This is a genomic window from Streptomyces sp. NPDC033229 (assembly GCF_055576875.1).
In genome coordinates, this window is record NZ_JBVIQR010000009.1 from 149,110 (window position 1) to 162,390 (window position 13,281).

Genomic DNA, 13,281 nt, shown 5'->3' on the forward strand with positions numbered 1-13,281 from the left:
CCCTCGGCTGCTGTCAGGGACGCGTCCGCGGTGCGGAGGGTTGCACACCGATCCTCGGTGTGAGCTCGGGCCATCAAGCGCGCCCCTTGGCGGTCTGCCGGTGGACGCTGCGGGCGTCGAAGCCGGACAGGCCGCGCACGGCGACATAGGCCTTCTCGTGCCCGGGCAGGGAGACCCGGCCGCGCAGCACGGCCCGGGGGTCCTGGGCGATGCGGTCCAGGAGTCTGCGGTAGATGCCGGACATGGCGGCGACGCAGGCGCCGCTGCGCCGGTCCAGCATGGGCAGCAGCTTCATGCCCTCGGCGAACAGCGCGCGGGCGCGCCGGACCTCGTACTGCACGAGGCCGGTGAAGTCGGCGCCGGCCGGGGGCGTGGCGGAGTGGAAGCCCGCGGAGCAGCCGAACTTGGCGAGGTCCTCGGCGGGGAGGTACGTACGGCCGTTGGCCGCGTCCTCGCGGACGTCACGCAGGATGTTGGTGAGCTGCAGGGCGAGGCCGAGCGTATCGGCGTACTCCGAGGCGCGCGCGGTGTCCCGGGCGCCGGGGACGGTGCCGAACACGCCGAGCGAGAGCCTGCCGATGGCGCCCGCGACGCAGCGGCAGTACAGGGCGAGGTCGTCCCAGGTCTCGTAGGTCTCACCGCGCACGTCCATCTGGACGCCGTCGATGAGCTCGTCGAGGCCCCCGAGGGGGATCGGGAAGCGGCGGGCGGCATGCGTCAGCGCGACGGCCACCGGGTCGGTGTCGTCCTCGTCGACGGTGCCCTCCCGGATCCGGTCGAGCAGCGCGCGTGTCTCCTCCAGCCGCAGCGTCTTGGACGCCGCGTCCAGGGTGCCGTCACCGATGTCGTCGACCCGCCGCGAGAAGGCGTACAACGCGGACATGGCCCGGCGCTTGGCGGTCGGGAGCAGTCTGATGCCGTAGCTGAAGTTACCTGCCTGCTGTGCGGTGACGGCCTCGCAGTAGCTGTACGCGGCGAGCACCGGCGCGGACGCGGTCGGCGTTCCGTTCACGGTCCCGCTCACCCCTCTCTTCGCAGTGTCGCCCCCACCTCGCGCAGCAGGCTGAGCTTGGTGGGCTTGGGCGGTCCGGGGAGTACGTCGTGGCCCGCGGCGGCGACCGCCTTGAGTGCGGCCTTCCCGCCGCCCACGAACCCCGCGAGCAACAGCTTCAGCCTGCCGTGGACGCTACCCACCAGGGGGGTGCCTTCATTCAGCAGGTCCCCGGCGCGTTCCGCCTCGTACGCGACCAGTGCGCGCACCGATGCGCCACTGGTCGCAAGGGCGAGATCGCTCTCGCTCACACGGAAACGTTTCATGTCCTCGGCGGGCAGGTAGACGCGGTCGCGCGCGAGGTCCTCGGCGACGTCCTGGAGATGTTCGATGATCTGCAGGGCCGTGCAGATCGCGTCCGAGCGGCGGATCCGCTCGGGGCTCAGTGTGCCGGTGATGCCGAGGACGAGGTGGCCGACGGGGTTGGCGGACAGCTCGCAGTAGGCGAGCAGTTCCTCGTAGGTGGCGTAGCGGCGCACCCGCTGGTCCTGGCGGTTGGCCTCGATCAGCCCGAGGAAGGGCTCGGGGGTCAGCCCGCACCGGCGGACGGTCGGCCGGAGGCGGAGCAGCAGTGGGTGTCGCGGGCCGGTGCCGGTGCGGTCGAAGACCCGGCGGAGGTCGGCCTCGAAGGCGTCGAGCATGGCGAGCCGGTCGTCGGCCTGCTCGCGGTCGAGGCCGAGCAGCTCGGCGTCCCGGCCGCCGGGGGCCAGGTCGCCGTCGCCGATGTCGTCGACGAGACGGGCGTAGCCGTAGATCGCCATGAGGTCGGCGCGCCAGGAGCGGGGCACGAAGAAGGGAGCCACGGGGAAGTTCTCGTGCGCGGCCTTGTCGAGCACGGCGCGCGCGTGCGCGTCCGTCCCTGCGGTCATCGCGGGCTGCCAGGACCGGGGACGGCGTGCGCGCCGCGGAGCTGGAGAGTTCCCGTAGCCATTGCCGTCACATCTCCCGTTCTACACTGCAAACCCAGAACATCCTATTTCGGACACGCCGCAGGTCCCCCCACCTCGCCCCTGGTGCCGGGGATGGCCAACTATCAGCCCGCTTCGGCACAAATCAGCACGGTACAGCGTACGCCGCACAAATGTCCGACACCCGCCGGGGTACGTGCTTGATCCATACAATGCCACGCAGGGCGTGAATCAACCCTGCCAATAGGCGAGTTGATCGTTACAGCTCGGTCAAGTCCGCGCCGTGCGCTCGGTCGCCGGACAGGCTGAGCTCAGCCGAACCAAGCCCGCTGGGGGTACCTCCCAGCGGTAGCCGGGGGAGATTGAGGACGCGCCCGCAGGGCGCCCGCCGCCGATCCGCCGGCCAGGCGCTAGGGTGTGTCCGCAAATTCGCGCCTGGCCCGCGACGCCTGGCACGCACGCTCGCTGCGTTGTCGGGCTCGCCCGAGTACGCCCAGTACGAGGACGACCCTCCGCCTTGCGATCGCACGCACCAGACGCCGCGGGCCACGCCCTTCGGGCGTACGCCGCGACTTCGCGGACACACCCTAGCGGGCCGTCTCCTTCTCGTACGCCCGGACGACCTCGTCGGTCGGCCCGTCCATCAGCAGCTCGCCGCGCTCCAGCCACAGCACCCGGTCGCAGGTGTCGCGGATGGACTTGTTGTTGTGGCTGACGAGGAAGACGGTGCCGGCTTCCTTGCGCAGCTCGCGGATGCGGGCCTCGGAGCGCTTCTGGAAGGAACGGTCGCCGGTGGCCAGCGCCTCGTCGATCATCAGCACGTCGTGGTCCTTGGCCGCGGCGATGGAGAAGCGCAGCCGGGCCGCCATGCCGGAGGAGTACGTCCGCATGGGCAGCGTGATGAAGTCGCCCTTCTCGTTGATGCCCGAGAAGTCGACGATGGACTGGTAGCGCTCGCGGATCTGCTCCCGGGTCATGCCCATGGCCAGCCCGCCGAGCATCACGTTCTTCTCGCCCGTGAGGTCGTTCATCAGCGCGGCGTTGACACCCAGCAGCGAGGGCTGGCCGTCGGTGTAGACCTTGCCCCGCTCGGCGGGCAGCAGCCCGGCGATGGCCTTGAGCAGGGTGGACTTGCCGGAGCCGTTGGAGCCGATGAGGCCGATGGCCTGGCCCCGGTAGGCGGTGAAGCTGACGCCCTTGACGGCGTGCACCTCACGGACACCGGCGTCCGGCCTGCGCTTGATGATCCGGTTCAGGGCGGCGGTCGCGCTGCCCCGGCCGGTGTTGCCCCCGTAGACGCGGTAGACGATGTGGACGTCGTCCGCGATCACGGTGGGAACGCGGCCGGAGGCCGCCGCCTTGTCGGCGCTGTTCTGATCAGCCACGGCCGTACTGCTCCTCAGCCTTCCAGAAGTACACGAAGCCCCCGAGGCCGAGCAGCAGTGCCCAGCCGAGCGCCAGCACCCAGACGTGCGGCGGCAGCTTGTCCGCGCCGTAGCCGTCGATCAGCGCGAAGCGCATGAGGTCGATGTAGACGGCCGCCGGGTTGGCCCCGAGGACGTCGATCACCCACTCCGGGGCATGGGCCCGCTTGAGCTGGTCCGTCATGCTGTACATCACGCCGGACGCGTACATCCACGTACGGGTGATGAAGGGCAGCAGCTGCGCCAGGTCCGGCGTCTTGCTGCCCGCCCGGGCCATGATCAGCGCCAGGCCCGTGTTGAAGGCGAACTGCAACACCAGCGTCGGGAAGATCAGCAGCCAGGAGAGCTTCGGGAAGTGCCCGAAACCGACCAGGATGACGAGCAGCACGCCCATCGAGTAGAGCAGCTGCTGGAGCTGCTGCAGCGCGAAGGAGATCGGCAGCGCCGCCCGTGGGAAGTGCAGGGCCCGCACCAGGCCCAGGTTCCCCGAGATCGCCCGGACGCCCGCCATCGCCGAGGTCTGGGTGAAGGTGAAGACGAAGACACCCGTGACCAGGAAGGGAATGTAGGTGTCCGGGCCCATGTCCCGCTTGGCGTCCATCAGCACGCCGAAGATGAGGAAATACACGAAGGCGTTGAGCAGGGGCGTGGCCACCTGCCAGACCTGTCCGAGCTTCGCCTTGCTGTACTGCGCCGTCAGCTTCGCCCGGGAGAACGCCACGATGAAGTGACGCCGGTCCCACAGCTGCCGGGCGTACTCCCCCAGCCCGGGGCGCGCACCGCTGACCGCCAGGCCGTACTTCTTGGCCAGCTCGGCGGCGGGCAGTCCGTCGTCGGGCGACGGTGGGGCACTCAGGGCGACCGCACTGTCGTGCGTTGTCTCGCTCACAGTTGACACTTTCGTCCTCAAGGTGCGCTGCCGGGGCGGTGCCCCGGGCAGCGCCCGATGCTCTCAGACACGAGCTTGTCAGATCACGGGAGGGCGACCCAGTCGGGTCAGGCGCCAAACGGTACGCCACTTCATGGGGCGCCGTGGACCGCAGGGCGTCGTCCACCCCTCCTTGAAGCCGCCGAACCAGGCGCGCAGCGCGGGCGGCGACGGCCGCCGGGCCAACGTCAGCAGCAGCCACACCCCGAGGTAGACCGGGACGAGGGGGGCCGGGAGATTGCGACGGGCCAGCCAGACCCGGTTGCGGGCCACCATGCGGTGGTAGACCGCGTGCCGGCTGGGGGCTGTGGTCGGGTGGTGCAGCACCATGTCCGACCGGTAGTCGATCATCCAGCCCGCGTTCAGGGCCCGCCACGCGAGGTCGGTCTCCTCGTGCGCGTAGAAGAATTCGTCCGGCAGCCCGCCGACCTCGGCGAAGACCTTCGTGCGGACCGCGTTGGCGCCGCCGAGGAAGGTCGTCACCCGCGAGGACCGCATCGGGTCAGCCGCCCGCAGCCGCGGTACGTGCCGGCGCTGGGTGACCCCGGTGTCGGGGTCGGCGATCCGGAAGCTGATGATGCCCAGCTTCGGATCGGCGGCGAACGCCTCGCGGCACAGCTCGGCGGTGTCCTGGCCGGGCAGGTGACCGTCGTCGTCGAGGAAGAGCAGGATGTCGGCCTCGCGGCCGCCGGGCCCGAACGCCTCGATGCCGACGTTGCGGCCGGCCGGGATGCCCACGTTCTCGGGCAGCTCGACGGTCCGTACGGTCAGCCCCGGAACGTTCAGCTCCGGCAGCGGCGAGCCGTTGCCGACGACGACGACCTCGATGGCCTCGCCCTGCTGCTTGGCGACGGAGTCGAGCAGCGCGCGCAGTTCCTCGGGGCGGTTGCCCATGGTCAGGACGACCGCGCCGACCTTCGTCGGGGCACTCATTTGAGCCTGCTCGAAGCGAGGATGGACACGAGGTGGAGCAGCGTCTGCACGAGCGCGATACCCGCGAGGACGGCCACGCCGAGCCGCGAGAAGAACAGGTCGCCCCTGACGGTGTCCAGGACCGCGAGGACCAGGATCAGCAGGGACGCCTCGATCCCGAGGACGAGGCGGTGGAACTTCAGCGCGGCGGCGGCCTTGCGGGCCAGTGCCATGCCGGACGACCGCGGCTCGGACGCCGCTTCCTTGACCGGCGGCAGCCCGGTCTGGTGGCGGGCGACGCCGACGAGGTCGGTCTCGGCCTTGATCAGGATGGCGCCGAGGGCGGCGAGGGTCCCGAGGAAGGCCCACAGCCAGTCGATCCGGCCGGAGCCCCACAGATCGGCGGCGCGCAGACCGAAGCCGACCAGGACCGCGGCGTCGCACAGATAGGCGCCGACCCGGTCCAGGTACACGCCGCCGAGCGAGAACTGCTTCTTCCAGCGGGCGACCTCGCCGTCGACGCAGTCGAGCAGCAGATAGAGCTGGACCATCAGCACGCCGAGCACGGCGCCCGCGATCCCCGGCACCAGCAGCGCCGGAGCGGAGAGGACACCGAAGACGGTCATCAGGTAGGTGAGCTGGTTGGGCGTGATCCTGGTGTTCACCAGATGCCGGTCGCAGCGCAGCGAGATCTCTCGCATGTACAGGCGACCGGCCCAGTGCTCACCGCTGCGCCGGTCCTTGACCCCTGCGGGGTGGACGACCGGGCGGAGTTCAGCGACTGACGGTTTTTGCATAGTCGGCGTATGCGTCCCTGATCTGGTCGGTGGAGAGGTCGAGGTGTTCCAGGATCGTGTAGCGCCCGGGGCGGGTCTGCGGGGCGTACTCGACGGCCTGGACGAACTCCTCCGTGGTGAAGCCGATCTCCTGCGGGGTGACCGGCAGGCCGTGCCTGCGCAGCACCTGGACCATCAGCGCGGACTCCTCGCGGGCACCGCGCAGGTACATGGCGAAGGCCGCGCCGAGGCCGCACTGCTCGCCGTGGCTGGCGGCGCGCTTGGGGAAGAGCAGGTCGAAGGCGTGGTTGATCTCGTGGCAGGCACCGGAGGCCGGGCGGCTGTCGCCCGCGACCGACATCGAGATGCCGGTGAGCACGAGGCCCTCGGCGAGAACCTGGAGGAAGCCGTCGTCGCCGACGCCACCGGGGTGGCGCAGCACGGCCTCGCCGGCCTGCCGGGCGATGGCGGCGGCCAGGCCGTCGATGTCCTCGCCGCGCTCGCGGTGGGCGAGCTCCCAGTCCGCGACCGCGGAGATGTTGGAGATCGCGTCGCCGATGCCGGAGCGCACGAAGCGGACCGGGGCCTCACGGATCACGTCGAGGTCGATGACGACGGCGATGGGGTTCGGCACGCCGTAGGAGCCGCGGCCCGCGTCGTTGTCGAGGGTCGCGACGGGCGAGCAGAGGCCGTCGTGCGAGAGGTTCGTCGCGACGGCGACCAGCGGCAGGCCGATGCGCGCCGCGGCGTACTTCGCGCAGTCGATGATCTTGCCGCCGCCGAGGCCAACGACCGCGTCGTAGCGGCCGGACTTCATCGCGTCGCCGAGCTTGATCGCGTCGTCGAGCGTGCCGCCGCCGACCTCGTACCAGGAGGCGCCGGGCAGCGCCGGGGCGAGCCGCTCGCGCAGCTTCGCCCCGGAGCCGCCGCTGATGGCGATGGCCAGCTTGCCGGAGCTGGAGATCCGCTGATCGGCGAGGATCTTCGCCAGATCGTCCAGCGCTCCGGCCCGGATGTCGACGACGACCGGCGAGGGGATGAGCCTCGTCAGTACTGGCACGCGATCTCCCGGCCCTTGGCGAGGTCCTCGTGGTTGTCGATCTCGACCCACTTGACGTCGCCGATCGGCGCGATGTCGATCTTGAAGCCGCCGTTGACGAGCTCCTGGTAGCCGTCCTCGTAGTAGAGGTCGGGGTCGCGCTCGAAGGTGGTCTTCAGCGCGGCGGCGAGCTCGGCGCCGGCCTCGGCCTCGATGAGGGTGACACCGATGTACTCACCGGTGGCCTCGGCGGGCTCCATGAGCTTGGTGATCTTCTGGACGCCCTTGGCGGGGTCCACGACGACCTTCATCTCCTCGTCGGCGAGCTTCTTCACCGTGTCGAGGGCGAGGATGATCTTCTGGCCCTGGCCGCGGGCGGCGAGCAGGGTCTTCTCGACGGAGACGGGGTGGACGGTGTCGCCGTTGGCGAGGATCACACCGCGGCCCAGGACCTCACGCGCGCACCACAGGGAGTAGGCGTTGTTCCACTCCTCGGCCTTGTCGTTGTCGATCAGGGTGAGCTTGAGGTTGTACTTCGCCTCCAGCGCCTCCTTGCGCGCGTACACGGCCTCCTTGCGGTAGCCGACGACGATCGCGACCTCGGTCAGGCCGACCTCGGCGAAGTTGCCGAGGGTGAGGTCGAGGACGGTGATCGACTCCTCTTCCCCCTCGGGGCCGACCGGCACCAGAGCCTTGGGCAGGGTGTCGGTGTAGGGGCGCAGACGCCGTCCAGCGCCGGCTGCCAGCACGAGGCCGATCATGCGGGTTCTCCTGTTTCGTCGTGTACTGCGGGGGCCCCGGAGGACACCCAGAAGCGGATGCTCTCGCTGAGCACCGCGAGCGCGAGGGCGGCCGCGAGGGCCGTCAGCGCGATGGTGAAACCTTGGTTGTGCCACAGGGCGGCGGCGATCGTGACCGCCAGGACGCGTCCCTCGTGGCCGCCGATCGCCCGCACCAGCCAGTGCGGGGGCGCGCCACTGCCGCCGCGGATGCGGTACACCGTGTCGTAGTGATGGTAGGCGACCGCGGCCACCAGGCCGAAAGCCGCGGGCAGCGCACCGTCGACGCCGGACTTGGCCGCGAGGAGCAGGATGATCCCGTATTCGGACGCCCGGAAGAGCGGCGGTACGAGCCAGTCGAGGGGGCCCTTGAGGGGGCGGGCGACGGCGCAGCCGGCGAAGACGGCGTACACCCCGGCCTGCAGGACGGCCTGCCAGGTGCCGGCGGTGCCCGCGAAGAGCGGGCCGACGAACAGCGAGGCGGTGGCCAGCAGCGCCCACAGGGGGGCGGTGTAGGCGCCGGGGGGGAAGGTGGTGCCCACGGTCCGGCTCGCGAGCTCCGCGATCGGGCCGGAGTCGGCGAGGTCGGCCAGCGCCCGGGCCGCGCGGTCCGTGCGGTGCGCCTTGCGGGTCAGCGAGCGCAGGACCCGGCCTGCCGTGGTGTAGCAGGCGGCCAGCGCGCAGCCGACGAGCAGCACGTAGAAGACGATGCGGGGCGTGGTGAGCGCGGTCAGGACCGCGATCAGGGCCCAGCGCTCACCGATGGGCAGCACGATCATGCGACGCGCCCAGACCGTCCAGCCGACGCTGTCCAGCTTGTCGGAGAGGGCGGCGGTGGGGCTCGTATTGGCCGTGGCGTCGTGGTTCGCCTCGTTGAAGGAGAAGTCGACGACGTGCCGGCAGGTCTGCAGGACCATGGCGCCGAGCGCGAGGGCCCAGACGTCGTCGCTGCCGCCGTGGGCCGCACCGATGGCGAGGCCCGCGTAGTAGGCGTATTCCTTGGCACGGTCGAAGGTCGCGTCGAGCCAGGCGCCGAGCGTGGAGTACTGCAGGGAGTAGCGGGCGAGCTGGCCGTCGGTGCAGTCGAGCACGAACGAGAAAATCAGCAGCACGCCGGCGGCGACGAAGCCGGGCCGGGTGCCGGTCGCCGCGCAGCCGGCGGCGATGAGCGCGGTGAGCAGTGAGGCGGTCGTCACCTGGTTGGGGGTGAGTCCGCGCCGGGCGCACCAGCGGGCGAGGTAGCGGGAGTACGGGCTGACGCAGTAGGTGGTGAAGAACCCGTCGCGGGACTTCACGGCGGTGCGCAGCCGTACGGCCTCGTCGTCAACCGCGGCGACGTCCCCTTCGGCCTTCGCACGCACGTCGGCGTCGGCGGGGACGGTGGCGACGAGCACCCCGAGGTCGGGGCGGTGCACGCCGACGCCGTCGGCCTCCAGGTGGGGCCCGAGGGCGTCCGGCAGGTTCTCCCCCGGGCCCGCGTCCGTGACCGTGGCGAGCGCGCGGGTGAGCGCGCCGCGCGCCTCGGGCTGCGCGGTGAGCGCGCCCTCCACCGCCGCCGCGGGGAAGCGCGGGTCGGTCAGGGCCAGCCGCAGGGCGTGGAGGTGGCCGACGAAGCGGGCGTCGACGAGGGCGACCCGCTCGGCCGCCGGGACGGCGGCCAGCGCCGCCGCGGTGCCGGCGGCATCGGCCGCCGCGCGCACATCGAAGCCCAGGGACCGCAGGTCGTCCTCGAGGGAGGAGCCGACGGGCGGCAAACCGGTGAGGATGGCGGTCGACAGACGAACTCACTCCTTGGAAACGGACGTGGCCGCTCTTTGCGTCCGCGGGGGCGGCCGAGCAGCGGTGTGGCGCGCCAGGGCCCCGTCGGGGGCGGCGTGCGGCACGTCGGCAGAGGCTATCGGATCACCGGAGGCGGTCGTTCACCGCCGTTCGCCTGGCCGGCGGTTCCTCGGCTGACGGCCGTGGTGCCGCCTGCGGCGGCGAGCGCCCTGCGGGCGCGTCCTCAATCGCCGGACGGGCTTGGTTGTGGCTGAGCTCGGCCACATCCAGCCCGTCCGGCGCTTGAGGACGACCACCCCGCAGCGGTGGTGTGGACGACACGGGGCGCGGAGCCGGCTCGCATGACCCGCCGGACACCGCCTAGGGTGCCCGTCATGACGTGGCTGATCACAGGCGGAGCCGGATATATCGGGGCGCACGTTGCGCGGGCGATGGTGCAGGCCGGGGAGCGGGTGGCCGTGCTGGACGATCTGTCCAGCGGCGTGGCCACCCGGCTGCCGGAGGAATGCACGCTGATCCGGGGGTCGGTCCTGGACCGCGCGGCGCTGGACCAGGCGTTCGGGGACCTGGACGTGACGGGGGTGGTGCACCTCGCGGCGAAGAAGCAGGTCGGGGAGTCGGTCGAGAAGCCGCTGCTGTACTACCGGGAGAACGTGCACGGCCTGACGCGGCTGCTGGAAGCCGCGGTCGACGCGCAGGTCGCCAGCTTCGTCTTCTCCTCCTCCGCGGCCGTCTACGGCATGCCGGATGTGGACCTCGTCACGGAGGAGACGCCCTGTCTGCCGATGAACCCCTACGGGGAGACGAAGCTGGCCGGCGAGTGGCTCGTCCGGGCCACCGGCGCGGCGCACGGGATCTCCACGGCCTGTCTGCGGTACTTCAACGTCGCGGGCGCGGCCGAGCCGGAACTCGCCGACACGGGGATCTACAACATCATTCCGATGATGTTCGACCGGCTCACCCGGGGCGAGAGCCCGCGGATCTTCGGGGCCGACTACGACACCCCCGACGGCACGTGTGTCCGTGACTACATCCACATCGAGGACCTCGCCACCGCCCATCTGGCGGCGGCCCGCAGGCTCGCCGAGCGGCCGGGCGCGGGCGATCTGACGCTGAACGTGGGCACCGGGCGGGGGGTGTCGGTGCGCGAGATGGCCGATCTGATCGCCGCGGTGACCGGCTACACCGAGCCCGCGCCCGTCGTCGAGCCGCGCCGTCCGGGTGATCCGGCGCGTGTCGTGGCCTCGGGCGAGCGGATCGCGAAGGAGCTCGGCTGGAGCCCCGCGCACGACGTGCGCGCCATGGTCACCTCCGCTTGGGAAGGATGGTGTCTGCACCACCCGGAGGCACGTCTTCGCTGATCAGGCGTTCGGAGCATCGCCGCAGGTCAGAGGCAATGACAACGGTGTTCAGTGCCGCGTTGCCAATACCCCCCTCCCGTAGTTCACTGAGGGCTCGGCCGATGTTCGTCGGCCGTGCGTGCGAGGTGTTTCGGGAGGCGGCATTCATGGGCGCAGGGCACGACCACGGCCACTCGCACGGAGGGCCGCCGCCGGGTACGAGCGGCACGGCGGCCGCCGCGTACCGGGGGCGGCTGCGGATCGCGCTCGGCATCACGCTCACGGTGCTCGTCGCGGAGATCATCGGGGCCGCGCTGACCGGTTCGCTGGCGCTGCTCGCGGACGCCGGGCACATGGCGACGGACGCGGTGGGCGTCTCGATGGCGCTGGTGGCGATCCACTTCGCCAACCGGCCGGCCAGCGCACGCCGCACCTACGGCTACGCCCGCGCCGAGATCCTCGCGGCGCTGCTGAACTGTCTGCTGCTGCTGGGCGTGGGCGGCTACATCCTCTTCGAGGCCGTCGACCGGCTGATCAACCCGACGGACGTGCCAGGCGGCATGACGGTCGTCTTCGGCCTCATCGGCATGGTCGCCAATGTCATCTCGCTGGCGCTGCTGATGCGCGGCCAGAAGGAGAGCCTCAATGTCCGCGGGGCGTTCCTGGAGGTCCTCTCGGACGCCCTGGGATCGCTGGCCGTGGTCGTCTCGGCCCTGGTGATCATGGCCACCGGCTGGACGCAGGCGGACCCGATCGCCTCGCTGCTGATCGGTCTGATGATCGTGCCGCGCACGCTCAAGCTGCTGCGCGAGGCCTTGGACATCCTGCTGGAGGCCGCGCCGAAGGACGTCGACATGGACGAGGTCCGGGCGCACATCATGGCGCTGCCGGGGGTGGTGGACCTGCACGACCTCCATGTGTGGACGATCACATCCGGAATGCCGGTGCTCTCGGCGCACGTGGTGGTGGACCAGTCGGCGCTGGAGACCGGCGGCCACGAGAAGATGCTGCACGACCTGCAGGGCTGCCTCGGCGAGCACTTCGACGTGGAGCACTGCACGTTCCAGCTGGAGCCCAGCGGACATGCCGAGCACGAAGCCAAACTCTGTCACTGACGGCGGGGGCTCGTACGGCAGACTTGTGAACCGAAGACCGACAAAGAGGATGGTCAATGCCGATCACATCAGCCGAGGGCTCCGCCGACTCCGTATCCACCGCTGAACCGATCATGCTGGAGCTGGTCGACGAGGACGGCAGAACCATCGGGACCGCCGAGAAGCTCTCCGCCCATGTCGCGCCCGGCCGACTGCACCGCGCGTTCTCGGTCTTCCTCTTCGACGACCGCGGCCGGCTGCTGCTGCAGCGTCGGGCGCTGGGGAAGTACCACTCCCCCGGTGTCTGGTCGAACACCTGCTGCGGCCATCCGTACCCCGGCGAGCCCCCGTTCGTCGCCGCCGCCCGCCGTACCGGCGAGGAGCTGGGCCTTGCCCCCGCGCTGATGCGGGAGGCCGGCACCGTGCGCTACAACCACCCCGACCCGGCCTCGGGCCTGGTCGAGCAGGAGTACAACCACCTCTTCGTCGGGACCGTGACGGCCGAGCCGCACCCGGATCCGGAGGAGATCGGCGAGACGGCGTTCGTCACCCCCGCCGAGCTGGACGCGCTGCTGGCGGAGTATCCCTTCTCCGCGTGGTTCACGACCGTGCTCGACGCCGCCCGGCCGGTGGTGCGGGAGATCACCGGGGACGCGGCGGGCTGGTAGCCGTCGCGAGGAGCGGCAGGGCGGCCCAGACCACCTTGCCGCCGCTCGCGGTGTGCTCGACGTCGCACCGGCCGCCCGCCTCCTCCGAGATGGCCTTGACCAGCAGCAGCCCCCGGCCGCCGGTGCGGCCGTCGTCCGCCTCCAGGGGCTTGGGCCGGTAGGGGTGGTTGTCCTCGACGGCCACCCGCACCCAGTCCGGGCCGAGGGAGACCTCCACGGCCACCTCCGGGGAGAGCAGCGCCGCGTGCTGTACGGCGTTGGTGACCAGCTCGGAGACGATCAGCAGCAGCCCGTGCAGCAGATCGCCCGGCAGCCGTACGCCCTGGTGCCGGAGGAGATCGCGGACCGCGTGTCTGGCCTGGGGCACGGAGGAGTCGAGCGCGGGGGCGGTGAACCGCCAGGTGCCGTCGTATTCCATCGGTCTCCGGAGCGGGGCGGCCTGCCCCGGTTCGGGCGGGACGCTCCCGAGGATTTCCATGTCCGATACCAACCCCTCACCGTGGCTGTGCCGCACCCACGAGTGTTGGGGAATGTAAAGGTCCACACCTGCGCACTGTGTAGAAATCAGCACTTTTAGATGGTA

Annotated in this window: 13 protein-coding genes; 3 read left to right on the forward strand and 10 right to left on the reverse strand. The window is 71.0% G+C overall.

The features are described from left to right. Window positions 1–73: 73 nt before the first annotated feature. From hpnD to ACZ53N_RS11305, 9 genes are all read right to left on the reverse strand, one after another. On the reverse strand, window positions 74–1,024 hold the full coding sequence (hpnD, locus tag ACZ53N_RS11265) for a presqualene diphosphate synthase HpnD (protein WP_469140648.1): 951 nt from the start codon (window positions 1,022–1,024) through the stop codon (window positions 74–76). Next, window positions 1,021–1,920, reverse strand: coding sequence for a squalene synthase HpnC (hpnC, locus tag ACZ53N_RS11270; RefSeq protein WP_469140649.1), 900 nt, complete (start codon window positions 1,918–1,920; stop codon window positions 1,021–1,023). The genes hpnD and hpnC overlap by 4 nt, the downstream gene beginning before the upstream one ends. A 626-nt stretch (window positions 1,921–2,546) precedes the next feature. Beyond that, the gene (locus ACZ53N_RS11275) at window positions 2,547–3,344 is read right to left on the reverse strand and encodes an ABC transporter ATP-binding protein (protein WP_469140650.1); all 798 of its coding nucleotides are present in this window, start codon (window positions 3,342–3,344) and stop codon (window positions 2,547–2,549) included. Next, window positions 3,337–4,272 carry an ABC transporter permease gene (locus ACZ53N_RS11280; RefSeq protein ID WP_469140651.1) on the reverse strand — a complete coding sequence of 312 codons (936 nt, stop codon included), beginning with the start codon at window positions 4,270–4,272 and terminating at the stop codon, window positions 3,337–3,339. Before ACZ53N_RS11280 ends, ACZ53N_RS11275 begins: the two co-directional genes overlap by 8 nt. 78 nt (window positions 4,273–4,350) lie before the next feature. Then, window positions 4,351–5,244: a glycosyltransferase family 2 protein gene (locus ACZ53N_RS11285; RefSeq protein ID WP_469140652.1), complete on the reverse strand. Its 894-nt coding sequence runs from the start codon at window positions 5,242–5,244 to the stop codon at window positions 4,351–4,353. Beyond that, on the reverse strand, window positions 5,241–6,020 hold the full coding sequence (locus ACZ53N_RS11290; RefSeq protein ID WP_469140653.1) for a CDP-alcohol phosphatidyltransferase family protein: 780 nt from the start codon (window positions 6,018–6,020) through the stop codon (window positions 5,241–5,243). Before ACZ53N_RS11290 ends, ACZ53N_RS11285 begins: the two co-directional genes overlap by 4 nt. Continuing rightward, window positions 5,998–7,059, reverse strand: a complete 1,062-nt coding sequence (locus tag ACZ53N_RS11295) for an iron-containing alcohol dehydrogenase family protein (RefSeq protein ID WP_130881384.1) — start codon at window positions 7,057–7,059, stop codon at window positions 5,998–6,000. Before ACZ53N_RS11295 ends, ACZ53N_RS11290 begins: the two co-directional genes overlap by 23 nt. Next, the gene (locus ACZ53N_RS11300; RefSeq protein ID WP_362208384.1) at window positions 7,047–7,799 is read right to left on the reverse strand and encodes a phosphocholine cytidylyltransferase family protein; all 753 of its coding nucleotides are present in this window, start codon (window positions 7,797–7,799) and stop codon (window positions 7,047–7,049) included. The genes ACZ53N_RS11295 and ACZ53N_RS11300 overlap by 13 nt, the downstream gene beginning before the upstream one ends. After that, window positions 7,796–9,595 (reverse strand): DUF5941 domain-containing protein, encoded by a 1,800-nt coding sequence (locus tag ACZ53N_RS11305; RefSeq protein WP_469140686.1) that lies wholly within the window; start codon window positions 9,593–9,595, stop codon window positions 7,796–7,798. Before ACZ53N_RS11305 ends, ACZ53N_RS11300 begins: the two co-directional genes overlap by 4 nt. A 375-nt stretch (window positions 9,596–9,970) precedes the next feature. Between ACZ53N_RS11305 and galE the strand changes: the two genes are divergently transcribed. The 3 genes from galE (at window position 9,971) to idi (ending at window position 12,698) form a co-directional block, all read left to right on the forward strand. After that, window positions 9,971–10,957, forward strand: a complete 987-nt coding sequence (gene galE / locus ACZ53N_RS11310) for a UDP-glucose 4-epimerase GalE (protein WP_469140654.1) — start codon at window positions 9,971–9,973, stop codon at window positions 10,955–10,957. 146 nt (window positions 10,958–11,103) lie between these two features. Then, window positions 11,104–12,051 carry a cation diffusion facilitator family transporter gene (locus ACZ53N_RS11315; RefSeq protein WP_469140655.1) on the forward strand — a complete coding sequence of 316 codons (948 nt, stop codon included), beginning with the start codon at window positions 11,104–11,106 and terminating at the stop codon, window positions 12,049–12,051. Between the two features lie 56 nt (window positions 12,052–12,107). Next, the gene (gene idi, locus ACZ53N_RS11320; RefSeq protein ID WP_469140656.1) at window positions 12,108–12,698 is read left to right on the forward strand and encodes an isopentenyl-diphosphate Delta-isomerase; all 591 of its coding nucleotides are present in this window, start codon (window positions 12,108–12,110) and stop codon (window positions 12,696–12,698) included. On the opposite strand, the gene ACZ53N_RS11325 is transcribed toward idi, so the two are convergent. Further along, window positions 12,673–13,176, reverse strand: a complete 504-nt coding sequence (locus ACZ53N_RS11325) for an ATP-binding protein (RefSeq protein WP_469140657.1) — start codon at window positions 13,174–13,176, stop codon at window positions 12,673–12,675. The genes idi and ACZ53N_RS11325 overlap by 26 nt on opposite strands. Window positions 13,177–13,281: the final 105 nt, after the last annotated feature.